The sequence below is a fragment of the Paragemmobacter amnigenus genome, from assembly GCF_009908265.2.
Lineage (GTDB): Bacteria > Pseudomonadota > Alphaproteobacteria > Rhodobacterales > Rhodobacteraceae > Paragemmobacter > Paragemmobacter amnigenus.
The window spans coordinates 19,233-43,734 of the sequence record NZ_JAAATX020000006.1 but is presented as its reverse complement, the minus strand read 5'-3'; the positions used below and the strand labels follow the sequence as shown (position 1 = coordinate 43,734).

Sequence of the window (24,502 nt, the reverse complement as noted above, 5' to 3'; positions counted from 1 at the left end):
CAATGGCAGGCTCCGTTCAATTCGATCTCGTCTCGCCGGAGCGGAGGCTTGCCTCCGTCTCGGCGAGCGAGGTGCAGATCCCGGGGGCCGATGGCGACCTCACGGCGATGGAAGGCCATGCGCCGACCATCACCACGCTGCGCCCCGGTATCCTGAAGGCGCTTTCGTCGGAAGGGACCAAGTCCTATGTCGTGACCGGCGGTTTCGCCGAGATCAGCGCGACGGGCGTGTCGGTTCTGGCCGAGCGCGCGGTTCCCGTGGAAGAGGCGAATGCGGCGCTGTTCGATGCGCTGCTGGCCGAGGCCCGCGATGCCGCCGCGACGACCGAGGACAAGGATGCGGCTGAAAAGCTGGTGGCCGATATGCTCGCCCTGCGGGCTGCTGTCGGCCAATAAGACACGCTTCGGTAGAAATGTCGTGAATGCCCCGCCGGAAACGGCGGGGCTTTCGCTATTCTGGCACGCGTATTGCCATTTGTTCGGGGCGAGTGGACGTGGTGCACAGAAGACAACAGCGAATGAAACGCATTGGCGCAAACAGCGTCGGGATCGAGCAGGGGAGCCGACAATTGTTTTCGGATTACGCCACCAACGGCGTGATGTGGACAGGGTCGGGTGACCGCGAAAGCCGGACAGTGGTGGCCTTCTCGGAGCCGTTCATCCTGCCGCCGGCGGTGATGGTGGGTGTTTCCCTGTGGGACATGGACCACGAAACCAACATGCGCGCCGATCTGGTGGCCGAGAACGTGACGGAAGCGGGCTTCCATCTGGTGTTCCGCACATGGGGCGACACGCGCATCGCCCGCCTGCGGGCGGACTGGACGGCGATCGGTCCCGTGCGCGATCCGGATGACTGGGATATCGGCTGATATCCCTGCCATTCCACGGGGATCAGGCGCGCTGGTACATGCCTTCGTAGATCGGGACGAGGGTGTCCGTCTCGAACAGGGACGAGACGGAGGTGCCGTTCCAGATGTTCAGGATGGCCTGCGCGAACATCGGCGCAGTGGGCACGATGCGGATGTTCGGCGCGGCCTTCACCTTGTCGCCCTGTTCGATGCTGTCGGTGATGACGAGGGACTTCATCACCGAGTTCTTCACCCGTTCGATGGCGGGGCCCGACAGGACGCCGTGGGTGATGTAGGAGTGGACCTCGGTCGCGCCGTTTTCCATCAGGACCTCGGCCGCCTTGCAGAGCGTGCCTGCGGTGTCGCAGATGTCATCAACGATGATGCATTTCTTGCCTTCGACATTGCCGATGACGGTCATGCCGGCGACCTCGCCCGCCTTTTCGCGCCGTTTGTCGACGATCGACAGGGGAGCGTTGATCCGCTTGGCCAGTTCGCGGGCGCGGGCCACGCCGCCCACGTCGGGTGAGACGATCATCAGGTCTTCCATCTGGCCCTTGAAGTGGTGCTCGATGTCCAGCGCGAAGACGGGCGAGGCGTAGAGGTTGTCGACGGGGATGTCGAAGAAACCCTGGATCTGCGCGGCGTGCAGGTCGAGCGTCAGGACGCGGTCGACGCCCGAGGTTTCGATGAGGTTCGCCACCAGCTTGGCGGAAATCGGCGTGCGGGCCTTGGCGCGGCGGTCCTGACGGGCATAGCCGAAATAGGGGATCACGGCGGTGATGCGGCTGGCCGAGGAGCGGCGGAGCGCGTCGACCATGATGAGCAGTTCCATCAGGTTGTCATTGGCCGGATTCGAGGTGGGCTGGATGACATACATGTCCTCGCCCCGCACATTCTCGAACACCTCGACGAAGATTTCCTGATCGTTGAAGCGTTCCACCCGCGCGTCAACAAGGTTCACCGACATGCCGCGATGCATGGACATGCGGCGGGCGATGGATTTCGCCAGCGACAGGTTGGCGTTGCCGGAAATCAGTTTCGGCTCGGTGATGGCGGGCATTTGGGTCTCCGGTGGGCAGCGGAATCGGTGTTGGACACGCCTTATCACCGCGTTACGGTCTTGGGAACCAAAGGCAAGCGAGGGCGTGAAAATGGCGCAGATCGACTACTTCCTGACCCCGATGTCGCCCTGGGTCTATCTGGCGGGCGACCGGCTGGAGGCGATTGCGGCGCGGCAGGGGGCGAGCATCCGTTATGTGCCGCTGGACGGGCCCGCGCTGTTTCCGCGGACGGGCGGGCAGGTGCTGGCAGAGCGGCACGAGAGCCGGAAGGCGTACCGGCTGCAGGAGCTGGCGCGGTGGTCGCGGAAGCTGGGGATGAAGCTGGATCTGCAGCCGTTCTTCTTTCCGGTGAATCCGGCGCCGGCGAGTTACGCGATCATCGCGGCGCAGGCGGCGGGGGGTGGCGATCTGGCGGGGCTGGTCAGGGCCTTTCCGCGGGCGGTCTGGGCCGAGGGGCGCAACATCGCGGATGACGAGGTGGTCAAGGCGATTCTGGCCGAAAACGGGTTCGATCCGGCCGTGGCGGATCGGGGGATGTTCACGGCGGCGGATGTCTATGTGCGGAACCTTGACGAGGCCGTGGCGCGGGGGGTGTTCGGCCTGCCCTTCTATATCGTGGGCGAGGAGCGGTTCTGGGGGCAGGACCGGCTGGAGATGCTGGAGGAGCATCTGGCAGACAGCGCGCCCCGGGCTTGACCCGGGGCCTCCTGCGGGCGTAGCGCGTTGGATGGCAAGAGGCCCCGGGTCAGGCCCGGGGCGGGTATTCCCTAGCCTTTGAGGAGCGCGAGGAAGCGGTCGACGTGGTCGTCGGTGGTGTTCCATGACGCGACCATGCGGGCGGTTTCGCGGCCGTCCGGCAGCGGGCGGAGGTCGTAGTAGATCGCGCCGCCCGATTGCAGGCGGGCGTGGCCGCCCTGTTCCCAGTTGGCGAAGACCATGTTCGCGTGGGTCGGGTGGGTGAGGGCGGCGCTGTTGAGGGAGGCGATGCCGCTGGAAAGGCGCTGGCCCATCGCGTTGGCGTGGCGCGCGAGGCGGAGCCAGAGGTCGTCGGTCAGGTAGGCCTCCATCTGGGCCGAGAGGAAGCGGTGTTTGGAAAAGAGGTGCCCGCCCCGTTTGCGGCGGAGTTCCAGTTCCCATGATTTGGCGGGGTCGAAGAGGATGACGGCTTCTACGCCGAGGAGGCCGTTCTTGGTGCCGCCGAAGGAGAGGGCGTCGATGCCGGCCTTCCATGTCATTTCGGCAGGCGTCGCGCCGGTGGCGATCAGGGCATTGGCGAAGCGCGCGCCGTCGAGGTGGCAGGGCAGGCCGTGGGATTTGGCGATGGCGGTCAGGGCGGCGATTTCGGCGGGGGTATAGCAGGTGCCGGCCTCGGTCACGTTGGTGAGCGAGAGCGCGCCGCGCTGCACGCCGTGGACGCCGGAGGCGCCGGTGGTGGCGAGGGATTCGGTCAGCGCGTCGGGTGTGATCTTGCCATGGGGGCCGTCGATCAGGGCGAGTTTCGCGCCGCCTGCGAAGAATTCGGGCGCGCCGCATTCGTCTTCGGCGATATGGGCGTGGCGGTGGCAGAAGATCGCGCCCCAAGGGGGCGTGAGCGTGGCGAGGGCAAGGGCGTTGGCGGCGGTGCCGGTGGCGACGAGGTGGACCGCCGCGTCGGGCGCGTCGAAGAGTGCCCTGATGCGGGCGGTGACGCGGGCCATGATGTCATCCGCGCCGTAGCTGCGGGCATAGCCTTCGTTGGCGCGGGTCAGGGCGGCCATGATTTCGGACGGCACGCCGGAGGTGTTGTCGGAGGCGAAGAACATCAGGGTTTCTCTTCGATGATGTAGTCGTCCCAGTCGTCTTCGTGCACTTCGAATTCGGGGACGGTGATGCCGCGGACGGAGTTGCCCGTCTTGTGCGTGCTGTCGGGATCGCCCGTGTTCAGCGGGTGCCAGTCGGGGATGGGCTGGCCTTCGTAAAGCAGGCGGTAGGCGCAGGTGCGCGGCATCCAGTAGGCGATCTTGGGCAGGGTCTTGGGCGTCAGGCGGACGCAGTCGGGCACGAACTGGTGGCGGATCGGATATTGGGTGCAGCGGCAGGTTTCGCCGTCCAGCAGACGGCAGGCGATGCGGGTGTAGTCGACTTCGCCCGTATCCTCATACTCGATCTTGTTCAGGCAGCATTTGCCGCAGCCGTCGCAGAGCGCCTCCCATTCGGGGGCGGTGAGTTTCGACAGGGGGATGGTTTCCCAGAAGCGGGGGCGGAGTTTGTCGGTCATGGCGCGAAGGTGCGACGGGGCGGGGGAAAAGGGAAGCGTCGGGGGGAAGATTTTTCTGGCGAAAAATCTTCGGGGCGAAATTTCTGGCGAAATTTCGGGTTCGGGCGGGGTGGTTCTTCGCCAGAAGAACCGCCTGCAAAACTCTTCGCCAGAAGAGTTTTGCGTCAGAGCGCGGCGAGGATGTCGCGCGCCTTGCGGCAGTCGGCGTCCATCTGGGTGATGAGGGCGTCGAGGCCGTCGAATTTCAGCTCGGGGCGCAGGTAATCGACGAAGGCGATGGACAGGTGCTGTCCATAGAGATCGCCCTTGAAGTCGAAGAGGAAGGTTTCGAGGTTCGGGCGGTTCACGCCGAACATGGGCCGCACGCCGAGGGAGGCCGCGCCCATGTAGCTGCCCGCCTGCGGACCCGTCAGGATGTCGGCCTTGACCGCGTAGACGCCGAGGCGGGGCAGGTGCAGGCCGTCCACCGACATGTTGGCGGTGGGATAGCCCAGCTCGCGGCCGCGCTTTTCGCCGTGGATCACCTCGCCCTCGATGCGGTGCCAGTGGCCCAGCATGGCGGCGGCGTCGCGGGGGCGGCCTTCGGCCAGCGCGGTGCGGATGGCGGTGGACGAGACCTCGGTCCCGCCGACGGAGAGGAGGGGGGCGATGGTGGTGGCGAAGCCGTATTTCGCGCCGAGGGTCTGCAGGTCGGTGGCGGTGCCGCTGCGGCCCTTGCCGAAGCAGAAGTCGGCGCCGACCACGACATGCGCGATGCCGAGGCCATTGGCCAGCACGTCGCGCGCGAAGGCTTCGGGCGAGAGCGAGGCGAGGGTCGCGTCGAAGGGAAGCTCGTACAGGTGCCGCACGCCCAGTTTGGCAAGGCGGTTCGCCCGTGCCTCGGGGTTCATGAGGCGGAAGGCGGGGGCGTCGGGGGCGAAGAACTGGCGCGGGTGGGGTTCGAAGGTGACGATGCCCAGCGGCGCGTCATGCGGAATGTCGGTGCGGCGGGCAAGGTCGATCACCGACTGGTGGCCCAGATGGACGCCATCGAAATTGCCCATGGCGACGGATGCGCCGCGGGCGTCTGGGGCCAGTCCCTGCCAGTGGTGGTGGTGGTGCATCTTTCCCCGTGGCGGGGGAAGCCCCCGTGTCAGTCGAACTTGCGCGAGGGTGCCAGAACCAGCGCCTCGCCCTTCAGGACGACGGTATTACCCACGGCGCAGTGGGTTTCAAGGGTGACGCGGCGCTTGGCGTGGTCGATGGCGGTGACCTTGACCTCGGCCCGGACGGTATCGCCGGGGCGGACGGGTGCCATGAATTTGAGGCTTTGGCCCAGATAGACGGTGCCGTGGCCGGGGAGCTGTTCGCCGATGACGGCGGAGATGAGGCCCGCGGTCAGCATCCCGTGGGCGATGCGGCCCTGGAAGATGGTGTCCTGTGCGTAGGAATCGTCGAGATGGACGGGATTCCGGTCGGTGGAGACTTCGGCAAACATTTCGATGTCGCGGTCGGTGACGGTTTTCAGCAGCGAGCGCGTCATCCCGATTTCGAGATCCTCGATGCAGATGGTGCCGCGGGGCTGGTTGTCGATGGCGCGTGCGAACATGGCCGAATCCTTTTGGGTCTTGGGCGGACGGTAGCCTATGCCGCGATGCAGCGCAATTCTGTTGCGTAACTTTTTATCGCCGGTGCGACTTTTCGCGCAAGAATGTTACTTTTCGGTTCGGGTGAAATCTGGCGCAGATTTCGCGCCGGTTTTTGACGCAAGAACCGGATGGCAGGCGTAGGGCGCGGAATTTGCGTCACATTCCGTGGCGATGTCTGTGTCAGACATCGCGTCAGGCGAGGAGGGGGATGGCGTGGGTGGGGGAAAGTTGCAGGTTGGTTAGCCAATGGTTAAGGCGCGTGACGTCGGGTCTTGCCGGATCGGGGCCGAATTCATGGGCGGCGATGCCTGCGGTGACGAAGAGCGTGTCGATGCCTTCGCCGATGCCGCCCTGAATGTCGGTGTGGATGCCGTCGCCGATGGCGAGGATGTTGGCATCGTCGCGCCCCGTGAGGGCAGCGAGGCGGCGGCGCGCGAGGTCGTAGATCGGCGGGTGGGGTTTGCCGAAGTAGAGCGCGGTGCCGCCCATGGCTTCATAGGCCTGTGCCAGTGCGCCGGCGCAGTACAGGCGACGGTCGCCGAGGTCGACGATCAGGTCGGGGTTGGCGCAGAGCATCTTCAGGTCGCGGGCCTTCATCATCAGGAGAGTGGCGCGGTAGTCGTCGGGGGTTTCGGTCAGGTCGTCGAAAAGGCCGGTGCAGACGACGCCTTCGGCGTCGGTCAGGGGGACGCGGGTGATCGGGGTTTGCGGGGCATCTTGGGGCAGGTCGGTAAAGAAAGTCTCGTCCTTGGGGGCGCCGATGTGGTGGATGCGGGTGCCGACGGCACCCGAGAGCAGGGCATATTGCGTGGCGTCGCCGGAGGAGACGATCTCGTCCCAGGCGTCGATGGGGACGCCGATGCGGGCCAACTGGTTGATGACGCTGGATTTCGGGCGGGGGGAGTTGGTGAGGAGGAGGACGGTTTTGCCTTTGGCGCGAAAGGCGCGGAGCGCGGCGACGGCGGCGGGGAAGGGGGTCTGGCCGTTGTGGAGGCAGCCCCAGAGGTCGCAGAAGACGGCGTCGTAGCGGTCGGAAATGCTGGCGAGGCTGGGGATGAGGTCGGTCATGGCGGGCCTTTCTGCGCTGTCGTGACGGGTTGTAGCGCAGGGGGAAGGTGGGGGGAATGGCGCGGGTTCCGGCTGTGCGGTTTCTGTGCCGGTGGGTGTACCGCAGGGTGTCAGCACGCAGGGGGCGGTGGGGTAGGGGGTGGTAAGGGTTTGCGGGGCGCTATCCTAGGGGGACGCGTCCCGGGCTTGACCCGGGACCTCCTGTTCCCGGGGGCGGGTGGCGGAGGAGGCCCCGGGTCAAGCCCGGGGCGGGGAGGGGCAAACGTTTCCCAAGCGTGCGGCCATCGCCGCACGCGCCGCGACCAAGGGTCCACCTAGCCGCCCGGGCGCCCGCGCACGGGCCGCCCCCGCCCCCTGGGCGGCGGGGGCGCAAGCGCCCCCACCGGGGCGGGCGCGTCCCGTGCCCCCGGCGTTCGGTCTGGCTGAACACCCCTCGCGGCTTCGTTGCCTCAGCCGCGATCGGATCGGCGAAACTGTCCACTGGACAGTTTCCCGTCGATCCTCTGGGCGCGTGGTGCGGGGGCGGGGAGAACGAAAAAGGGCCGGAGGTTTCCCCTCCGGCCCCTGTCATGGCGATCCCGTGGCGGTCAGAGCTTCAGCGCGGGGATGATCTGCTTCTTGCGCGACATGATGCCCGGCAGGACGACGGTGTCGCCGGTGACGGTGCAGCCGAAGGAGGCCTCGGCGATCTGCTTCACGAGGTCGTTGGGGACCAGAAGCGTCGCCTCTTCCTTGATGATGTCGACGACGAAGAGCAGGACCTGATCCGCGCCGTCCTCTTCCGCCACGCCGACCATGGAGGCCATCAGGCTGTCCTTGCGGTCCAGCACGACCTTGGGCGCTGTGGTTTCAAGGACCGAGACGCGCAGTTCCTTGCCCGCGACGGTGTATTCCTTCGAATCCATTCGCAGCAGCTCCGCGTCGGAGAAGGCGGAGACGTCGGACTTTGCCTCGAACATGGCGGTTGCCAGTTCGTTGATGTTCACGCCCAGATCGGCGGCCAGTTTTTCGGCCACGGCGCGGTCATGGGGTGTGGTGGTGGGCGAGCGGAATTCCAGCGTGTCGGAGAGGATGCAGGAGAGCATCGCGCCCTTGATCGCCTTGGGGGCGCGGGCCACGGCGTCGCCCATCAGGTCGTGCATGATGGTGGCGGTGCAGGCCAGCGGGCGGATGGTGATGTCGATCGGATTCTTCGTCTTGATGCCGCCGACCAGCAGGTGGTGGTCGATGATGGCGGTGATCTTCGAGTCGTTGATCGAGGGCGGCAGTTCGGCGGGGTTGTTGGTGTCGACGATCACGACGGAATCATCGGCGGTCACGTCCGCGATGATGGCGGGTTTGTCGAGGCCCCAGTGGCGCAGGACGAAGGCGGCTTCGGTGTTGGGTTCACCAAGGAGGACGGGCTTGGCGGGGGTGCCTTTCACTTCGGACAGGTACCAGGCCCAGATGATGGGGGAACCGGTGGAATCGGTGTCGGGGGATTTGTGGCCGAGGACGAGCGTGGTCATGGGTGCGAACCTTTGGGTGATTTGGGGATGGGTGATTTGCGCGCGCTTATAGGCAAGGGGCGCGCGGTTGTCACGCATGGGCGCGGGGGTGATGCTGCGGTGCGGCAAAATGGGCGCGGGGGGGGGTAGGATGGGCAATATTGCCGATCCTACGGGGCGCGGCGGGGATCAGAGCGGCAGGCGTTCGACGGTCCAGCCCGCGTCTTCCAGCAGGCGCAGGACGCCGGTTTCGCCGGGAAGATGCAGCGCGCCGAAGGCTGCGAGGACGGGGCCATCGGCGGCGGCCTGTTCGATGACGGGGATCCACGCGCGGTTGCGGTCGGTCATCAGGGTCTGTTCCATGCGGGTGAAATCGGCCTGCACGGTGGGGACATCCGCGCCGGGTGCGGTGAGCGAGAGGTGGCGGGTGAGTTCCCAGATGAGCCGCGGCTCTTCGGCGAAATAGGCGTCGGCAAGGGTGACGGCATAGTCGGCCGAGCGTGGTTCCAGCGCGAGGGAAGAGCGGATCATGCCGAGTTGGTCTTCGAAGGACATGGACTGGAACAGGCGGAACACGGTTTCATGCGGTTCCAGCGCAAGGACGGGAATGCCGCGTCCAGTGGCGTGGTCGATCACCATGCCGTCAAGCCCGCCCTTGGCCACCGCCACCGCGCCATCGCAGGCGGGGATGGCCAGCAGCATCGAGACATACCAGGGCCGGAATTTCGAGACCATGAAGGGCGGCAGGCCACGGGCGCGCATCGCGTCAGCGAGCAGGGCCCACTCCTCGTCCGGCAGCGCCTCGCGCAGGGTGGGGCCTTCGGTGGCGACCATCAGCGAGGGGTCGCGGGCGAGATCGGCCATCAGCGCGGCCTCTTCCTGCGGGCCGGCTTCTACCAGAACGGTGGTGGTGGCGTCGATCAGGGGGGTGATGCGCGCCATGGTGGCGGCATGGCGCGGGTCGTCGAGGTGGTAGGTGCCCACGAGATGCACCGTGCTGTCGCCACGGGTGGCCCGCCAGAGCAGCCCGCGCGGATTGGGGACGGCGTCGGCGGCGGCGTGGAGCGCGCTGCGGTCGGCATCGGGCAGGGAATCGAGGATGTTCTGCCCCGCGCATTCGGCCCGCGCCATGGCGGGCAGCAGGAGGGCGGCAGTCAGCAGGGCGAGCAGCGGGCGGGACATGCGGGACCTTTCACCGGTGGCCTGGCGCAAAGGTGGCATCGGGCGCGCGGGGTGAAAAGGGGGAGGGGTGAAATAGGGGCCACGGGGCAGGGCGCAAAATTCGCGAGGCGGATCGGGCCGGAGGTGTTGACTCGTGCGGCGGGTTTGCCTAACTCATCCGGCGTTAGCACTCATCAGGATCGAGTGCTAAGATCAATCAACCTGGAACCTAGGGAGTGTTCTCAGATGGCTTTCAAACCGCTGCATGACCGTGTGCTGGTCCGCCGCGTCCAGAGCGACGAAAAGACCAAGGGCGGTCTGATCATCCCCGATACCGCCAAGGAAAAGCCCGCAGAGGGTGAAGTCGTCGCCGTCGGCGAAGGCGCGCGGAAGGATTCGGGCGAACTCATCGCTCCGGCCGTGAAGTCGGGCGACCGCGTGCTGTTCGGCAAGTGGTCGGGCACCGAAGTGACCGTCAATGGCGAAGAGCTGCTGATCATGAAGGAAAGCGACATCCTCGGGATCATCTCGTGATGCGCCGGGCGGGGTGAACCCCGCCCACCGGGCCGCGTGCCCGCATGATCAAGGCAACAAGAATTCAGAGGAGTTTGCACCATGGGTGCCAAAGAAGTCCGTTTTGATACCGACGCCCGCGACCGGATGCTGCGCGGCGTGAACATCCTTGCCGACGCGGTGAAGGTGACGCTGGGCCCGAAAGGCCGCAACGTGGTGATCGAAAAATCCTTCGGCTCGCCCCGCATCACCAAGGACGGTGTGTCGGTCGCCAAGGAAATCGAACTGTCCGACAAGTTCGAGAACATGGGCGCGCAGATGGTGAAGGAAGTCGCTTCCCGCACCAATGACGAGGCCGGCGATGGCACCACCACCGCGACCGTTCTGGCGCAGGCGATCATCAAGGAAGGCATGAAGGCGGTTGCCGCCGGCATGAACCCGATGGACCTGAAGCGCGGGATCGATCTGGCCACCACCAAGGTCGTCGCGGCGATCAAGGCGGCTGCCCGTCCCGTCAAGGACTCGGACGAAGTCGCGCAGGTCGGCACCATCTCGGCCAATGGCGAGGCCCAGATCGGCCGCTTCATCGCGGATGCGATGCAGAAGGTCGGCAACGAGGGTGTGATCACCGTCGAAGAGAACAAGGGGATGGAGACGGAAGTCGAAGTCGTCGAAGGCATGCAGTTCGACCGCGGCTATCTGTCGCCCTACTTCGTCACCAATGCCGACAAGATGATCGCGGAACTGGAAGACGCCTTCATCCTGCTGCACGAGAAGAAGCTGTCGTCGCTGCAGCCGATGGTCCCGCTGCTGGAAGCCGTGATCCAGTCGCAGCGTCCGCTGGTGATCATCGCCGAGGACGTCGAGGGCGAAGCTCTGGCGACGCTGGTCGTCAACAAGCTGCGTGGCGGTCTGAAGATCGCTGCCGTGAAGGCGCCGGGCTTCGGTGACCGTCGCAAGGCCATGCTGCAGGACATCGCCATCCTGACCGGCGGTCAGGTGATCTCGGACGACCTCGGCATGAAGCTGGAGTCGGTGACGATCGACATGCTGGGCCGTGCCAAGAAGATCTCGATCAACAAGGACAACACCACCATCGTCGACGGCGCCGGTGACAAGGCCGAGATCGAGGCGCGCGTGGCGCAAATCCGCAACCAGATCGAGGAAACCACCAGCGATTACGACCGCGAGAAGCTGCAGGAGCGTGTGGCGAAGCTGGCGGGCGGCGTTGCGGTGATCCGCGTCGGCGGCATGACCGAAGTCGAAGTGAAAGAGCGCAAGGACCGCGTGGATGACGCCCTGAACGCGACCCGTGCGGCCGTGCAGGAAGGCGTGATCGTCGGTGGCGGCGTGGCTCTGGTGCAGGCGGGCAAGGTTCTGGCCGGTCTGGAAGGTGCCAACAGCGACCAGAACGCCGGTATCGCCATCGTTCGCCGCGCGCTGGAAGCGCCGCTGCGCCAGATCGCGGAAAACGCCGGTGTGGACGGGGCTGTCGTCGCGGGCAAGATCCGCGAATCGTCGGACACCTCGTTCGGGTTCAACGCGCAGACCGAAGAATATGGCGACATGTTCAAGTTCGGCGTGATCGACCCGGCCAAGGTGACCCGCACCGCTCTGGAAGACGCGGCTTCGGTGGCATCGCTGCTGATCACCACGGAAGCGATGATCGCGGACAAGCCGGCCGACAAGGCCTCGGCCCCCGCGGGTGGCGGCATGCCGGGCGGCATGGACTTCTGATCCGTCACAGGATCGGTTTTCGGGAAGGGGCGGCCTGCGGGTCGCCCCTTTTCCTTTGGCGTGCCGCCTTGTGCCGGGGGCATTCTGCCCCCGGACCCCCTGAGGATATTTGGGGACGGAAAATGAGGGGGTTTTGGGGAGAAGTTTGCGGGGTTAGGTTGTCGCGCATGAACAGGAATTTCATGATAGCGGCGGGGTTGGCGGCGCTGGCCTCGCTTTGCTGGGCGGGGAACTGGGTGCTGGGGCGGGCGATCCGGGCGGATGTGCCGCCCTTTGGCCTGACCTTCTGGCGCTGGGTGCTGGCGGCGGGGGTGCTGTTTCCCTTTGCCGTGGCGCGGTTGCGCGGGGATTGGGCGGTGGTGCGGGCGCATCTGCCGCTGGTGGCGGGAATGGCGCTCTTGTCGGCGGCGATGTTCCAGTCGATGACCTATATCGGGTTGCATTCGACGGAGGCGATCAACGCGCTGCTGGTCAGTGCGACCATGCCGGTCTTTGTCGTCATCATCGCATGGGTCGTGCTGCGCGAGCGGTTGACGGCGCGGCAGGCGGCGGGGATCGGGGTCAGTTTCTGCGGGGTGGCCTATATCATCGCGCGGGGCGAGCCTGCGCGTCTGCTGGCGCTGGAGTTCAACGTGGGGGATGCGTGGATTCTGGGGGCGCTGGTGGTGTGGGGGGTCTATTCCGTGCTGCTGAAGTTCCGGCCTGCGGGGCTGTCGGCGGTGGGGTTGACCTTTTTCATCGCGGTGATGGGGGCGGGGTTCGTGCTGCCCTTCCATCTGTGGGAGGTGGCGCGGGGGCTGGTGGTACCGCTGACGCCGGCGGGGTTGGGGGCGGTGGCCTATACGGGGGTGTTCGCGTCTGTCGTGGCGTTGCTGAGCTACAACGCCGCCGTGGCGCGGATCGGTCCGTCGCGGTCGGTCTTCTTTCTGCATCTGATGCCGGTTTTCGGGGCGGGGCTGGCCGTGGTCTTTCTGGGCGAGCGGCTGGAGGCGTTCCATCTGATCGGATTTCCGGTGGCGCTGGGGGGGGTGCTGTTCGCCACGTCGTCGCCGCCTGCGGGGGTGCGGTGAGGCTGTTTCTTCTGACCTGCGTGGTGATGGTGGCCTTTGCCGCCAATTCGGTGCTGAACCGGATGGCGGTGGGGGCGGGCGCGATCGGGGCGGTGGAGTTTGCCGTGGTGCGGCTGGTGGCGGGGGCGGGCGTGCTGCTGGCGCTGGTGGCATGGCGAGGACGGGGGCGGGGGCGGGGGTGGCGGGGGGCAACCGTCGGCGGTGTCGTCGGGCTGTCGGTCTATCTGTTCGGGTTTTCGCTGGCCTATGGGCGGCTGGAGGCGGGGACGGGGGCGCTGGTCCTGTTTGCCGTGGTGCAGGTGACGATGTTTGCCGGTGCGTTGTGGGCGGGCGAGGTGGTGCCCGCGCGGCGCTGGGCGGGGGCGGGGCTGGCCTTGGCGGGTCTGGCGGTGCTGGTGGCGCCTGCGGGGGGCGGCTGGGCTGGGTTTGCGGCGATGGCGGCGGCGGGGGTGGGCTGGGGGGTCTATTCGCTGGCCGGTCGGGGGGCGCGGGATGCGCTGGCGGCGACGGCGGGGAATTTCGTGCTGGCGCTGGGGCCTGCGGCGGGGGTGGCGCTGGTCGCGGGGGTGGATATGGGGGCGGCGACGGGGCGCGGGGTGGGACTGGCGCTGGTGTCGGGGGCGGTGACGTCGGGGCTGGGCTATGCGCTGTGGTATGCGGTGCTGCCCGCGCTGGGGGCCGGGCGGGCGGCGGTGGCGCAACTGACCGTGCCGCTGATCGCGGCGGCGGGGGGCGCGCTGATGATGGGCGAGGCGGTGGGGTGGCGGTTTGCCGTCGCTGCGCTGCTGGTGCTGGGCGGGGTGGCGTGGGCGAGCTGGCCTAGAGCGGTTTCACGAGGCGGTGGGTGAGGTTGCGGTCGTCCCTGCGGGAGATGCCGGTGGGGGTGAAGCCGTGGCGGGTCCAGAAGGCGCGGCCCTTGGGGTTGGCCTCAAGCACGCCGAGGTAGAGGGCGGGGGCCCCTGCGGCGCGGGCGCGGGTTTCGACTGCGGCGAGGAAGGTCGGGCCGTGGCCCCTGTTGCGGATGCGGGGGGCGAGGATCATCAGGCCGAGATAGGCGTCGCCGGGGTTCGGGAAGCCGAAGGAGAGTTCGGCGAGGCCGGAGAGCCGCCCGTCCACGAAGAGGCCGAGGCGGTGGGATTGCGCCGGGTCGCAATCGGGCGGGCAGTCGGTGAAGAAATCGCGTGCGGCCTGCGGTCCGGGGCGCGCGCCGTCTGCGAGGAGCCAGTAATCGGCGGCCTCGTCCAGAAAGGCCGCGACGGCGGCGAGGTCGGTGTCGGGGTGCAGGTCGCGGATCATGGCTGTTCGATGGCGAGGATTTCGAGGTCCACGCTGCCCGAGGGTTTGCGCCATTTCACCACATCGCCCACGGAGGCCCCGATCAGGGCGCGGGCGAGGGGGGATTGGGGGGTGATGCGGCCTGCCGTGGCGTCGGCCTCATCCTCGCCCGTGATCTGGAAGCGGTGTTCGCGGCCCTCATCATCCGCCACGGTGACGATATGGCCGAAGGCGACTTCGGTCGTGGGCAGGGTGGCGGGGTCGATCAGGATGGCCGAGCGGAGGCGGGATTCGAGATAGCGGATGTCGCGTTCGGCGGCGGCTTCGGGGAGTTTGTCGAGCCGGTCGGGGCGGGCCTTGAGCGCGGCGAGGCGGGTCTGCGTGTCGCGCAGGCGTTGTTGCAGGGCGGCAAGGCCGGTGGGGGTGACGTGGTTGGGGTGGGGCGAGACGGGCAGGTCGGGGAGCGGGTCGAGGGAACCGTCGCCCTCTTTCACGAAAGCGCGGCTCATGGGACGATCCGTTCCAGCGGGTCGTAGAGGGCGGCGGTGCCCCATGCGGCGGCGGGCAGGCTGTCGGGTTTGAAGCGGATGCGGCCCGAGGAGAGGTCGTCGCGGGAAAAGAAGTGGCGGTCGGTGACGATGCCTTCGGGATCGATCCGGCGGGGGTCGAGCGCGCCGCCGGTGATGGTGGCGTGGAAGAAGAGGTCGATCTGGTGGAACCCCGTGTCGGGGTCGTGGAATTCGTTGACCATGGCGGGGGCGTGGATGGCGACGGAGAGGCCGGTTTCCTCCATCACCTCGCGGGCGAGGTTGTCGGGGATGGACTGGCCGGGGTGGAGGCCACCGCCGGGGGCGCACCAGAGATCGGAGCGGCCGCCGCCATAGGCGTTGACCAGCAAAAGGCGGTCTTCGTGCAGGATCAGCGCGCGGGCGGCGATGCGGTGGGGGCGGTATCTCATGCGCGGCAGGGTGGCGCGGGGGGAAGGGTTTGTAAATGGGCGGGGTGGGTGCCGCGGGACCGGCAAACTTGCCCATCGGGCCGGAAAATCGGTTAGGGTTGCGGGATGAGGTGGTTGTTCATCCTTCTGGCGATGGCCGCGCCCGCGCGGGCAGAGTGCGTGGTGCTGCTGCACGGTCTGGCGCGGAGCGAGGCGTCGCTGGTACCGATGGCGGCGGCGCTGGAGGCGGCAGGGTATCGGGTCGTCAATGACGGCTATCCGTCGACGGAATTTCCCATTGGGGAGCTGGTGCCGCGCGTGGGGGCGGCGGTGGCGGAATGCGGGACGGAGCGGGTGCATTTCGTGACACATTCGATGGGCGGGATACTGGCGCGGGCGTGGCTGGCCGCGAACCGGCCTGCCGTGATGGGGCGGGTGGTGATGCTGGCGCCGCCCAATCGCGGGTCGGAGCTGGTGGATGCATTCGGCGATATCGGGGCCTTTGAATGGGTGAACGGGCCTGCGGGGATGGAGCTGGGAACGGGGGCGGGGTCTGTGCCGCTGGCGCTGCCCTTGCCGGATTACGAGCTGGGCGTGATCGCGGGGGACCGGTCGCTGAACCCCGTCTATTCCAGCGTCATCCCCGGGCCGGATGACGGCAAGGTGTCGGTGGCGCGGACGCGGGTGGCGGGGATGACGGACCATATCGTCTTGCCGGTGACGCATACCTTCATGATGATGAACCCCGTGGTCATTGCCGAGGTTGTGGAGTTTCTGGGAACGGGGCGCTTCGATCCCGAGATCGGCTATGGCGAGGCGGTGGAGCGGCTGGGCGGGGAGTGAGGGCGATGCGGGATGTCTATGCGGGCGTGGCCAAGCGCGTGTCGCGCTGGTGCGGGCGGCCGTCGACCTTTTTGCTGGCGGCGGGGGTGATCGTTGCATGGATCGTCACGGGGCCGGTCTTCGGCTTTTCCGACACCTGGCAGCTGGTGATCAACACGGGCACGACCATCGTCACCTTCCTGATGGTCTTCCTGATCCAGAACACCCAGAACCGCGACACGGCGGCGATCCAGCTGAAGCTGGACGAGCTGATCCGCGCGACGCAGGGGGCGCATAACGCGCTGATGGATCTGGAGGAGCTGGAAGAGCGGCAGATCGAGGCCTTCCGCGCGCGCTACGAGCGGCTGGCGCTGGAGGCGCGGGGGCGGCTGGAGCGGGGCGAGACGGATACGGATACGCCGGAGGCGTAGCGCGGGTGGCGGGCGTCGCTGCGGGGGTTTTGCGCCCCCGCACCCCCGCAGGATATTTGGGAACAGATGAAGGGGCGGGGGATGATCGGCAGTCTGGCTGTGATCCTTGGGTGCCAGTTGCTGGGCGAGGTGGTGGCGCGGGGGCTGGGCCTGCCGGTGCCGGGGCCAGTGCTGGGGATGGCGGCGATGGTGGGGGTGCTGTGGTTGCGCGACCGGTTCCGGCCGCCCGTGCTGGCGGGGGTGGAGCCTGCGGGGCGGTTCCTGCTGGCGCATCTGTCGCTGCTGTTCGTCCCCGCCGGGGTTGGGGTCGTGGGGAACCTTGACGTTCTGGCGGCGGAGTGGCTGGCGCTGTCGGTGGCGCTGGTGGTGTCGACCGTGCTGACGCTTGTGGTGTCGGTGGTGACGTTCCGGGTCGTGGCGCGGATGGTGGGGGAATGATGCGGCAGGATTTCGCGCTTTGGGTCTATCTGACGCAGGGGCCGCTTTTGTGGCTGACGGTGACGCTGGCGGCCTATGCGGTGGCGGACGGGCTGTCGCTGCGGGCGGGGCGGCATCCGGTGGCGAACCCCGTGCTGATCTCGGTCGCGCTGGTGGGCGGGGTGCTGGTGGCCTCGGGGACGGAGTATGCGACCTATTTCGCGGGGGCGCAGTTCGTGCATTTCCTGCTGGGGCCTGCGACGGTGGCGCTGGCGCTGCCGCTGTGGGAGCATCGGGCGGTCGTGCGGCGGTCGGCAGTGCCGATGCTGGCGGCGCTGGTGGCGGGGAGTGTGGTGGCGGCGGTGTCGGCGCTGGGCGTGGTCTGGGCCTTTGGCGCGCCGGAAGGGGTGCTGGTGGCCATCGCGCCGAAATCGGTGACGGCGGGGGTGGCGATGTCGATCACCGAAGCGCAGGGGGGCGATCCCGCGCTGACGGCGGTGCTGGTGATCCTGACGGGGATGATCGGGGCGCTGGTGGTGACGCCGCTGATGGATGCGCTGGGGATACGGGATTATCGGGCGCGGGGGTTTGCGGTTGGGCTGGCATCCCACGGGATCGGGACGGCGCGGGCCTTTCAGGTGGACCCGGTGGCGGGGACCTTTGCGGGCATCGCCATCGGGTTGAATGCGGTGATGACGGCGGTGATCGTGCCGGTGGTGTTGGGGTGGTGGATGTGACCCCGCCCCGGGCCTGACCCGGGGCCTCGTGGCGCTATGGAGGCCCCGGATCAAGTCCGGGGCGCGTTTTTCCCTTAGCCCGTGATCCGGTTCACATGGCCCATCTTGCGGCCCGGTCGCGCCTCGGCCTTGCCGTACAGGTGGAGGGCGGCGTTCCTTTCGCGGGCGATCTGCGGCACGCGGAGGATGTCATCGCCGATCAGGTTTTCCATCACCACGTCGGAATGGCGCGACCCGTCGCCCAGCGGCCAGCCTGCCACGGCGCGGATGTGCTGTTCGAACTGGTCCACCGCGCAGCCGTTCTGCGTCCAGTGACCCGAGTTGTGCACGCGCGGCGCGATCTCGTTCACGATGAGGCCGGCGCGGGTGACGAAGAGCTCGACCCCCATGACGCCGACGTAATCCAGCGCGTTCAGGATGCGGGCGGCCAGCAGGATGGCGTCGGTTCTTTGGGACGGCGACAGGCGGGCGGGGATGGTGGTGGTGGAGAGGATGCCGTCCTTGTGCACATTCTCGCCCGGATCATAGCAGGCGACGGAGCCGTCGGTGCCGCGGGCGGCGATCACGCTGACCTCGTGCGAGAAGTCGATGAAGCCTTCCAGCACGGCGGGGGCGCCGTTCATCTGGGCGAGTGCCGATTCGGCATCGGCGGGGGATTTCAGGCGGGCCTGACCCTTGCCGTCATAGCCGAGGCGGGTGGTCTTCAGGATGGCGGGGGTGCCGATCTTCGCGATGGCGTGGTGCAGGTCGTCGAGCGTCTGCACCGCCGCGTAGGGGGCTGTGGTCAGACCGAGCGAGGTGAGGAAATCCTTTTCCGCGATGCGGTCCTGCGAAACGGCCAGCGCGCGGCGGTTGGGGCGGATGGGGTGGGATTTCTCCAGCACGTCCAGCGCGGCGGTGGGGATGTTTTCGAATTCGTAGGTGACGACGTCGACGGAGGCCGCGAAGGCGGCGAGTGCTGCGAGGTCGTCATAGGGGGCGGTCGTCACGCGGTCCGCCACATGGGCGGCGGGCGGGTTCGCGGAGGGTTCGTAGATATGCGTGCGGAAGCCGAGACGCGAGGCCGCGACGGACAGCATCCGGCCAAGCTGGCCGCCGCCGAGGATGCCGATGGTGGCGCCGGGGGGCAGGGTGTCAGTCATCCGTCGGCTCCTCGGGGATGGAGGCCGACAGGGCGTCGCGCCATGCGTCGAGTCGGGCGGCAAGGGCGGCGTCGGTGATGGCGAGGATGCCTGCCGCCATGAGGCCCGCATTGGCCGCCCCCGCCGTGCCGATGGCCATGGTGGCGACGGGGAAGCCCTTGGGCATCTGGACGATGGAGTAGAGCGAGTCGACACCCGACAGCGCCCTGGTCTGCACGGGCACGCCGATGACGGGGATGCGGGTTTTCGAGGCCATCATGCCCGGCAGGTGCGCCGCGCCGCCCGCGCCTGCGATGATGACCTTGAGGCCGCGGTCGGCGGCGGTCTTGCCATAGGTCCAGAGCCGGTCGGGGGTGCGGTGGGCGGAGACGATCTTCGTCTCGTAGGGGATGCCGAGCTCGTCGAGGATGGCGGCGGCCTCTTTCATCGTGGCCCAGTCGGATTGGGACCCCATGATGATTCCAACGTCAACGGGCATGTGCGCCTCCGTTCCCTGCGGTTGGGGCGGGTATAGTGGATTGGGGCGTGGGGGCAAGCACCACGGGATGGGCAATCGCCCATCCGGCGGGTCAGGCGATGATGTCGGGGATGAGTTGGTCTTCCAGCTTCACGATCTGGTCTTTCAGCGCGAGCTTCTGCTTTTTCAGCCGCCGCAGGGTCAGCTGGTCGGGGCGGCCTGCGGTTTCGAGTGCGTGGATCGCCTCGTCAAGATCGCGGTGTTCGCGCCGCAGAACCTCCAGCCGGATGCGGAGCATGTCTTCGAAGTTCATTTCGCTGGGCGCGTTCATGACCTTGGCCTTCGGGCTGGGTGCTTCTTCTTGCTTAGCACCATTATAGTGATTCTCTGCCCTTGCGGGAAGGAATCTGTCGGAAAAACGCGGAAATCCGCAGGCTTGGGGCAGGTGGCGGGGGACTTGCGGGCGGGCGGGGCGCGCCCCATATTCCAAGGACCGGAGGTTGCCGCGATCGGGACCGCCGGTGCTATGTCGCTTTGATGCAAGGGCATGACCGATGACGAAACTGAGCTTTGGCACGCACCCGTTCCTTCTGGGGTTCGAGCAGCTTGAGCGGCTGGTGGAACGGACGGCGAAGTCGTCCGAGGGCTATCCCCCCTTCAACATCGAGGCCACCGCCGAGAACGCCTATCGCATCACGCTGGCCGTCGCGGGGTTCCGCGAGGAGGATCTGGCGATCACGGTCGAGGACCGGCAGCTTGTCGTGCGCGGCCGTCAGGCCGAGGAGGCGGGCGAGCGGGTCTATCTGCACCGTGGCATCGCAAGCCGCGCCTTCCAGCGCAGTTTCGTGCTGGCCGACGGGGTGGAGGTCGCGGGGGCGAGCATGGAACACGGGCTGTTGCACATCGACCTGAAGCGGGCGGTGCCCGAGACGGTGGTGCAGACGATTGCCATCAGTTCGCGCAACGGTCGGAAATGAGGTGATGTCATGGATGTGAAATTCGACGGTATCCCCGAGGGGGCGACGCGCATCGTCTATGTCCGCCCTGTGAAGGTGGCGGACCTGCCGGCCGAGGTGCAGGCGCATGCGGGCGGGCTCAAGACCATCTATGCGCTGCATGATGCGGATGGCGACCGGCTGGCGCTGGTGCGCGACCGGGCGCTGGCCTTCGCGCTGGCGCGGCAGAACGATCTGGCGCCGGTGAACGTGCATTGAGGGCGCGGCGGGCGGTGCCCGTTGCGGGGTGAACCCCGCCCTACGGGTGACGACGCGTCCCGGGCTTGAACCGGGACCTCGTTCGCGGTTCCGGAGTGCAGCTGCGGGGGAGGCCCCGGGTCAGGCCCGGGGCGCGGGTTCCATCGGGATGATGTCGGGCGGCAGGGGGTGGCGTGCCCATCCGGATGTGCCAATATGCGGTGATCCTGTCCGGAGGGCCGCATGATCACCGACCCGGCTGACTATTTCACCAAGGGCTGCGGACGCTGTGCGCGGTTCGCCACGGCGGAGTGTTCGGCGCTGCGCTGGGAGGCGGGGGTGGTGGCTCTGCGGCGGCTGTGTCTTGGGGCGGGGCTGGTCGAGACGGTGAAATGGGGGCATCCCTGCTATGTCCATGCAGGGCGGAACGTGGTGCTGATCGGGGCGTTGCGCGGGGAGTTCCGGCTGAATTTCTTTGACGCGGGCCTGATGGCGGACCCCGAAGGCGTGATGGAGCGGCAGGGGCCGAATACGCGGTATCCCGATACGATCCGGTTCACCGATGCGGGGCGGGTGGAGGCGTTGGCCCCCGTGATCCACGCCTATCTGGCCGAGGCGATGGGCCATGCGGCGGCGGGGCGGCGCGCGCCGAAGGTGGCGGCGGAGGTGGATTTGCCGGATGAGTTGGTCGAGGCGCTGGAGGCCGATCTGGCGCTGGCCGGGGCGTTCCATGCGCTGACGCCGGGGCGGCAGCGGAGCTATGTGGTCAATCTGCGCGGGGCCAAGGGGGCCGAGACGCGGCGGCGGCGGATCGCGGGGTTTCGGGAGAGGATACTGGCGGGGAAGGGTGCGACGGAGCGGTAGGGGCGTGTTGCCTTTGTCTCCGCTCGGATCGGCGTGCCTGTCCTCTTGAAGTGCAAGGAGGGTGGAAAGGCTCCGGTGGAGCCATTCCGCCCTCCGCCGGTAGGGCCGCGCGCGTCCCGCCGGGGAGTGCGCAGAATGCGCGCGCCCCGGGGGGGGCGGGTCGTGCGCGGCCCGTACCTGTAGCACGGGCCGGAACTTGCCGTTGCGCGGGGTGTCAGGGAGAAGACCGAGGGGGTGGCAGGCGGGGTGAACCCCGCCCTACGTCAGGCGACCCCCCTTTACGCCTTGATCAGACCCATGCTTTCCAGCTTCAGGATCACCTGCTGGGCGCAGTAATCCACGTCGGTGCCTTCGGTATCCACCACGAGTTCCGCCTTGGTCGGGGCCTCGTAGGGGTCGGAGATGCCGGTGAATTCCTTGATCTTGCCCTCGCGCGCCAGTTTGTACAGGCCCTTGCGGTCGCGGCGTTCGCATTCCTCGATGGAGGTTGCGACATGGACTTCGATGAAGGCGCCGAAGGCCTCGATCATCTCGCGCACGGCCCGCCGTGTGGCGGTGTAGGGCGCGATGGGGGCGCAGATGGCGATGCCGCCGTTCTTGGTGATCTCGGACGCCACATAGCCGATGCGGCGGATGTTGATGTCGCGGTGTTCCTTGGAGAAGCCGAGTTCCGACGACAGGTGCTTGCGCACCACGTCACCGTCCAAGAGCGTGACGGGGCGGCCGCCCATTTCCATCAGTTTCACCATCAGCGCGTTGGCGATGGTGGATTTGCCGGAACCGGAAAGGCCCGTGAAGAACACGGTGAAGCCCTGCTTGGAGCGCGGGGGCGAGGTGCGGCGGAGTTCCTGCACCACTTGCGGGAAGGAGAACCAGTCGGGGATCTCCAGCCCTTCGCGCAGGCGGCGGCGCAGTTCGGTGCCCGAGATGTCCAGCACGGTGGAGCCTTCCGGCACCTCGTCCACGGGGTAGTACTGGGCCTTTTCCTGCACGTAGACCATCTGTTTGAAATCGACCATCTCGATGCCGATTTCCTTTTGATGTTCGGCCACCAGCGTCTGGGCGGCGTAGGGGTCGTAGAAATCCTTGCCCTGGCTGTTCTTGCCCGGACCGGCATGGTCGCGGCCCACGATGAAATGGGTCAGGCCGTGGTTCTTGCGGATGATGGCGTGCCACAGCGCCTCGCGCGGGCCGCCCATGCGCATGGCGAGGTTCAGGAGCGACAGGTGCGTGGTGGAGGCGGGGTATTGGTCCAGCACCGCCTCGTAGCAGCGGACGCGGGTGAAGTGGTCCACGTCGCCCGGTTTCGTCATGCCGACGACGGGATGGATGAGGAGGTTGGCCTCTGCCTCTTTCGCGGCGCGGAAGGTGAGTTCCTGATGGGCGCGGTGCAGCGGGTTGCGGGTCTGGAAGGCCACGATGCGGCGCCAGCCCATCTTGCGGAAGAAGGCGCGCAGTTCGTTCGGCGTGTCGCGGCGGGCGCGGAAGTCGTAATGGACGGGCTGCTGGATGCCGGTGATCGGGCCGCCCAGATAGACGGGGCCCGCGACGTTGTGCAGGTAGTTGACGGCAGGGTGGGCGAGGTCGTCGGCGCCGAAGACCTTTTCCGCCTCGTTCGCCTTGTTGGGCGTCCATTTGTCGGTGATCGACAGGATGGCGAGGATCACGCCTTCCTGATCGCGCAGGGCGATGTCCTGACCGGGGGCGACGGTTTCGGCAAACTTCTCGGACACGTCGAGCGTCACCGGGATCGGCCAGAGCGTGCCGTCGGCGGTGCGCATGTTTTCGACGGTGCCGTTATAGTCGGCCTCGGACTGGAAGCCCTTGAGCGGGAAAAAGCCGCCGTTCATCAGCAGTTCCAGATCGCAGACCTGACGCGGGGTGAGATCCCACGAGGGCAGGTTGCCCGCCTCGTGCTTCAGCTTCTGCGCGGATTCGGGCGAGACGTAGAGTTCGGGGATCGGGGCGGTATTGGACAGCGTCATCTGAAACGGGCCTCTGGGTGATGTTCCGGCGGCGGGTGACCCCGCCTGTTGCGGCGCGCTTTACGCCTTTGGCGGACGGAATTCCAGCAAACAAGGGTAAAGGGCGCGCAATAGGGCAGAAATGCCGCGCATCGGGTGCGGGGTGGAACGCTGTTCCGGCGCGGTGCAAGGAGGGTGGAGAGTGTTTCGCCCTTTGCCTTGTGCCGAGAAGGCGGACCCTGACGCAGGGTCCGCGCCGTTTCCTGACACAGGAAACGGTCTGACGCCGAGGCCCGAAATTTGCGTCAAATTCCGGGTAAATTTCTGCGTCAGAAATTTACCGTCAGTGCCCCGCCAGCCAGCGTTCGGCGTCCAGCGCGGCCATGCAGCCCATGCCGGCCGAGGTGACGGCCTGACGGTAGACATGGTCGGTCAGGTCGCCTGCCGCGAAGACGCCGGGGATGGAGGTGCGGGTGGTGCCGGGTTCGACCCGGACATAGCCGCCATTGTGCAGTTCGAGTTGGTCCTTGACCAGTTCGGACGCCGGGGCATGGCCGATCGCCACGAAGAAGCCCGCGCAGGGGATGTCGCGCGTGGCGCCGGTGTTCACGTCGCGGGCGCGGACGGCGGTGACGCCGAGGGGCGTTTCGTCGCCCAGCACTTCCTCGACCGTGTGGTTCCAGAGGACTTCGACCTTGGGGTTCTTGAACAGGCGGTCCTGCATGATCTTTTCGGCGCGGAAGCTGTCGCGGCGGTGGATCACGGTGACCTTGGTGGCGAAGTTGGTCAGGAAGAGCGCCTCTTCCACCGCCGTGTTGCCGCCGCCGATCACGACGACCTCTTTCCCGCGATAGAAGAAGCCGTCGCAGGTCGCGCAGGCCGAGACGCCGAAGCCCTTGAAGCGTTCCTCGGACGGCAGGCCCAGCCATTTGGCCTGTGCGCCGGTGGCGAGGATGACGGCATCGGCGGTGTAGACCGTGCCGCTGTCGGATTGCGCGGTGAAGGGGCGGTTTTGCAGGTCAAGGCTGGTGATGTAATCGGTGATGACCTCTGCCCCCATGGCGCGGGCGTGGTCTTCCATGCGGACCATCAGCTCGGGGCCCTGCACATGGGTGTCGCCGGGCCAGTTTTCGACCTCGGTCGTGATGGTCAGTTGGCCGCCGGGTTGCAGGCCCTGCACGAGGATCGGCTCCAGCATGGCGCGCGAGGCGTAGACGGCGGCGGTATAGCCGGCCGGCCCCGAGCCGATGATCAGAACCTTGGTATGCCGCGTATTGCCCATCTTTGACCCCCGTTTCGTCCGGCTTTCCCATATAGGGAAAGCCGCGGGCGGGGGGAAGGGCCGCCCGTGCAAGGCCGGTTTGCCGTGCTTTTGACCCTTTGTTTGAAACGGATGCGGTTTTTTCTTGCGTGATGTTGAAACAATATTGC

The 24,502-nt window shown here is 67.2% G+C and carries 30 protein-coding genes; 14 read left to right on the top strand and 16 right to left on the bottom strand.

Features of this window, described 5'->3' with window-relative positions:
* Positions 1–2 precede the first annotated feature (2 nt).
* Positions 3–395, top strand: coding sequence for a F0F1 ATP synthase subunit epsilon (locus GU927_RS09520; protein WP_161762216.1), 393 nt, complete (start codon positions 3–5; stop codon positions 393–395).
* A gap of 122 nt (positions 396–517) precedes the next feature.
* Complete coding sequence (locus tag GU927_RS09515) at positions 518–868, top strand: H-type lectin domain-containing protein (RefSeq protein WP_161762215.1); 351 nt, start codon at positions 518–520, stop codon at positions 866–868.
* Positions 869–890: 22 nt separating this feature from the next.
* On the opposite strand, the gene GU927_RS09510 is transcribed toward GU927_RS09515, so the two are convergent.
* A complete protein-coding gene (locus GU927_RS09510) occupies positions 891–1,910 on the bottom strand; it encodes a ribose-phosphate pyrophosphokinase (RefSeq protein ID WP_161762214.1) in 1,020 nt (339 codons plus the stop codon).
* A 91-nt stretch (positions 1,911–2,001) separates the two neighbouring features.
* Here GU927_RS09510 and GU927_RS09505 point away from each other — a divergent pair, with 91 nt between their 5' ends.
* Positions 2,002–2,607, top strand: a complete 606-nt coding sequence (locus GU927_RS09505; protein WP_161762213.1) for a 2-hydroxychromene-2-carboxylate isomerase — start codon at positions 2,002–2,004, stop codon at positions 2,605–2,607.
* 71 nt (positions 2,608–2,678) lie between these two features.
* Here GU927_RS09505 and GU927_RS09500 read toward each other — a convergent pair whose 3' ends face one another.
* The 7 genes from GU927_RS09500 to GU927_RS09470 all read right to left on the bottom strand — a co-directional run bounded on the left by GU927_RS09500 (position 2,679) and on the right by GU927_RS09470 (position 9,533).
* Positions 2,679–3,713 carry a threonine aldolase family protein gene (locus GU927_RS09500; RefSeq protein WP_161762212.1) on the bottom strand — a complete coding sequence of 345 codons (1,035 nt, stop codon included), beginning with the start codon at positions 3,711–3,713 and terminating at the stop codon, positions 2,679–2,681.
* A complete protein-coding gene (locus GU927_RS09495) occupies positions 3,713–4,168 on the bottom strand; it encodes a YcgN family cysteine cluster protein (protein WP_161762211.1) in 456 nt (151 codons plus the stop codon). Before GU927_RS09495 ends, GU927_RS09500 begins: the two co-directional genes overlap by 1 nt.
* Positions 4,169–4,332: 164 nt before the next feature.
* Positions 4,333–5,271 carry a bifunctional riboflavin kinase/FAD synthetase gene (locus GU927_RS09490; RefSeq protein ID WP_161762210.1) on the bottom strand — a complete coding sequence of 313 codons (939 nt, stop codon included), beginning with the start codon at positions 5,269–5,271 and terminating at the stop codon, positions 4,333–4,335.
* Positions 5,272–5,300: 29 nt separating this feature from the next.
* Positions 5,301–5,756, bottom strand: coding sequence for a MaoC family dehydratase (locus tag GU927_RS09485; RefSeq protein ID WP_101919074.1), 456 nt, complete (start codon positions 5,754–5,756; stop codon positions 5,301–5,303).
* Between the two features lie 232 nt (positions 5,757–5,988).
* The gene (locus GU927_RS09480; RefSeq protein WP_161762209.1) at positions 5,989–6,864 is read right to left on the bottom strand and encodes a TIGR01459 family HAD-type hydrolase; all 876 of its coding nucleotides are present in this window, start codon (positions 6,862–6,864) and stop codon (positions 5,989–5,991) included.
* Between the two features lie 587 nt (positions 6,865–7,451).
* Positions 7,452–8,372, bottom strand: a complete 921-nt coding sequence (locus GU927_RS09475; RefSeq protein ID WP_161762208.1) for a manganese-dependent inorganic pyrophosphatase — start codon at positions 8,370–8,372, stop codon at positions 7,452–7,454.
* Positions 8,373–8,540: 168 nt separating this feature from the next.
* On the bottom strand, positions 8,541–9,533 hold the full coding sequence (locus GU927_RS09470) for a TraB/GumN family protein (protein WP_161762207.1): 993 nt from the start codon (positions 9,531–9,533) through the stop codon (positions 8,541–8,543).
* 225 nt (positions 9,534–9,758) lie between these two features.
* Between GU927_RS09470 and groES the strand changes: the two genes are divergently transcribed.
* The 4 genes from groES (at position 9,759) to GU927_RS09450 (ending at position 13,680) form a co-directional block, all read left to right on the top strand.
* The gene (gene groES / locus GU927_RS09465; protein ID WP_023665209.1) at positions 9,759–10,046 is read left to right on the top strand and encodes a co-chaperone GroES; all 288 of its coding nucleotides are present in this window, start codon (positions 9,759–9,761) and stop codon (positions 10,044–10,046) included.
* Positions 10,047–10,127: 81 nt separating this feature from the next.
* The gene (groL, locus tag GU927_RS09460) at positions 10,128–11,762 is read left to right on the top strand and encodes a chaperonin GroEL (protein WP_161762206.1); all 1,635 of its coding nucleotides are present in this window, start codon (positions 10,128–10,130) and stop codon (positions 11,760–11,762) included.
* 167 nt (positions 11,763–11,929) lie between these two features.
* Positions 11,930–12,832 carry a DMT family transporter gene (locus GU927_RS09455; protein WP_161762205.1) on the top strand — a complete coding sequence of 301 codons (903 nt, stop codon included), beginning with the start codon at positions 11,930–11,932 and terminating at the stop codon, positions 12,830–12,832.
* Positions 12,829–13,680: a DMT family transporter gene (locus GU927_RS09450; RefSeq protein WP_161762204.1), complete on the top strand. Its 852-nt coding sequence runs from the start codon at positions 12,829–12,831 to the stop codon at positions 13,678–13,680. Before GU927_RS09455 ends, GU927_RS09450 begins: the two co-directional genes overlap by 4 nt.
* Here the strand turns inward: GU927_RS09450 and GU927_RS09445 are convergent.
* From GU927_RS09445 to GU927_RS09435, 3 genes are read right to left on the bottom strand one after another with little or no spacing between them, the layout of a single operon-like run.
* The gene (locus GU927_RS09445) at positions 13,652–14,128 is read right to left on the bottom strand and encodes a GNAT family N-acetyltransferase (protein WP_161762203.1); all 477 of its coding nucleotides are present in this window, start codon (positions 14,126–14,128) and stop codon (positions 13,652–13,654) included. The genes GU927_RS09450 and GU927_RS09445 overlap by 29 nt on opposite strands.
* On the bottom strand, positions 14,125–14,616 hold the full coding sequence (locus tag GU927_RS09440) for a GreA/GreB family elongation factor (RefSeq protein ID WP_161762202.1): 492 nt from the start codon (positions 14,614–14,616) through the stop codon (positions 14,125–14,127). The genes GU927_RS09445 and GU927_RS09440 overlap by 4 nt, the downstream gene beginning before the upstream one ends.
* Positions 14,613–15,065 (bottom strand): NUDIX domain-containing protein, encoded by a 453-nt coding sequence (locus GU927_RS09435; protein ID WP_161762201.1) that lies wholly within the window; start codon positions 15,063–15,065, stop codon positions 14,613–14,615. The genes GU927_RS09440 and GU927_RS09435 overlap by 4 nt, the downstream gene beginning before the upstream one ends.
* A 105-nt stretch (positions 15,066–15,170) precedes the next feature.
* On the opposite strand from GU927_RS09435, the gene GU927_RS09430 reads away from it, so the two are divergent.
* From GU927_RS09430 to GU927_RS09415, 4 genes are all read left to right on the top strand, one after another.
* Positions 15,171–15,887 (top strand): alpha/beta hydrolase, encoded by a 717-nt coding sequence (locus GU927_RS09430; RefSeq protein ID WP_161762200.1) that lies wholly within the window; start codon positions 15,171–15,173, stop codon positions 15,885–15,887.
* A 5-nt stretch (positions 15,888–15,892) separates the two neighbouring features.
* Positions 15,893–16,297 (top strand): low affinity iron permease family protein, encoded by a 405-nt coding sequence (locus GU927_RS09425; RefSeq protein WP_161762199.1) that lies wholly within the window; start codon positions 15,893–15,895, stop codon positions 16,295–16,297.
* A gap of 81 nt (positions 16,298–16,378) precedes the next feature.
* On the top strand, positions 16,379–16,735 hold the full coding sequence (locus GU927_RS09420; RefSeq protein ID WP_161762198.1) for a CidA/LrgA family protein: 357 nt from the start codon (positions 16,379–16,381) through the stop codon (positions 16,733–16,735).
* Entirely contained in the window at positions 16,735–17,451 is a 717-nt protein-coding gene (locus GU927_RS09415) for an LrgB family protein (protein ID WP_161762197.1), read from the top strand. The genes GU927_RS09420 and GU927_RS09415 overlap by 1 nt, the downstream gene beginning before the upstream one ends.
* A 74-nt stretch (positions 17,452–17,525) precedes the next feature.
* Here the strand turns inward: GU927_RS09415 and GU927_RS09410 are convergent, their stop codons facing one another.
* From GU927_RS09410 to GU927_RS09400, 3 genes are all read right to left on the bottom strand, one after another.
* Positions 17,526–18,593, bottom strand: a complete 1,068-nt coding sequence (locus GU927_RS09410) for a 5-(carboxyamino)imidazole ribonucleotide synthase (protein WP_161762196.1) — start codon at positions 18,591–18,593, stop codon at positions 17,526–17,528.
* The gene (gene purE, locus GU927_RS09405) at positions 18,586–19,071 is read right to left on the bottom strand and encodes a 5-(carboxyamino)imidazole ribonucleotide mutase (protein WP_161762195.1); all 486 of its coding nucleotides are present in this window, start codon (positions 19,069–19,071) and stop codon (positions 18,586–18,588) included. Before purE ends, GU927_RS09410 begins: the two co-directional genes overlap by 8 nt.
* A gap of 91 nt (positions 19,072–19,162) precedes the next feature.
* Positions 19,163–19,381: a YdcH family protein gene (locus tag GU927_RS09400; RefSeq protein WP_161762194.1), complete on the bottom strand. Its 219-nt coding sequence runs from the start codon at positions 19,379–19,381 to the stop codon at positions 19,163–19,165.
* A 223-nt stretch (positions 19,382–19,604) separates the two neighbouring features.
* Here GU927_RS09400 and GU927_RS09395 point away from each other — a divergent pair, with 223 nt between their 5' ends.
* From GU927_RS09395 to GU927_RS09385, 3 genes are all read left to right on the top strand, one after another.
* Complete coding sequence (locus GU927_RS09395; RefSeq protein WP_161762193.1) at positions 19,605–20,027, top strand: Hsp20 family protein; 423 nt, start codon at positions 19,605–19,607, stop codon at positions 20,025–20,027.
* 9 nt (positions 20,028–20,036) lie between these two features.
* Positions 20,037–20,264 carry a DUF1150 family protein gene (locus tag GU927_RS09390; RefSeq protein WP_161762192.1) on the top strand — a complete coding sequence of 76 codons (228 nt, stop codon included), beginning with the start codon at positions 20,037–20,039 and terminating at the stop codon, positions 20,262–20,264.
* Between the two features lie 222 nt (positions 20,265–20,486).
* Positions 20,487–21,107: a YdeI/OmpD-associated family protein gene (locus GU927_RS09385; RefSeq protein ID WP_161762191.1), complete on the top strand. Its 621-nt coding sequence runs from the start codon at positions 20,487–20,489 to the stop codon at positions 21,105–21,107.
* A gap of 278 nt (positions 21,108–21,385) precedes the next feature.
* On the opposite strand, the gene GU927_RS09380 is transcribed toward GU927_RS09385, so the two are convergent.
* Entirely contained in the window at positions 21,386–23,092 is a 1,707-nt protein-coding gene (locus GU927_RS09380) for a bifunctional sulfate adenylyltransferase/adenylylsulfate kinase (protein WP_161762190.1), read from the bottom strand.
* 322 nt (positions 23,093–23,414) lie between these two features.
* Positions 23,415–24,353, bottom strand: coding sequence for a thioredoxin-disulfide reductase (gene trxB, locus GU927_RS09375; RefSeq protein WP_161762189.1), 939 nt, complete (start codon positions 24,351–24,353; stop codon positions 23,415–23,417).
* Between the last annotated feature and the right edge of the window lie 149 nt (positions 24,354–24,502).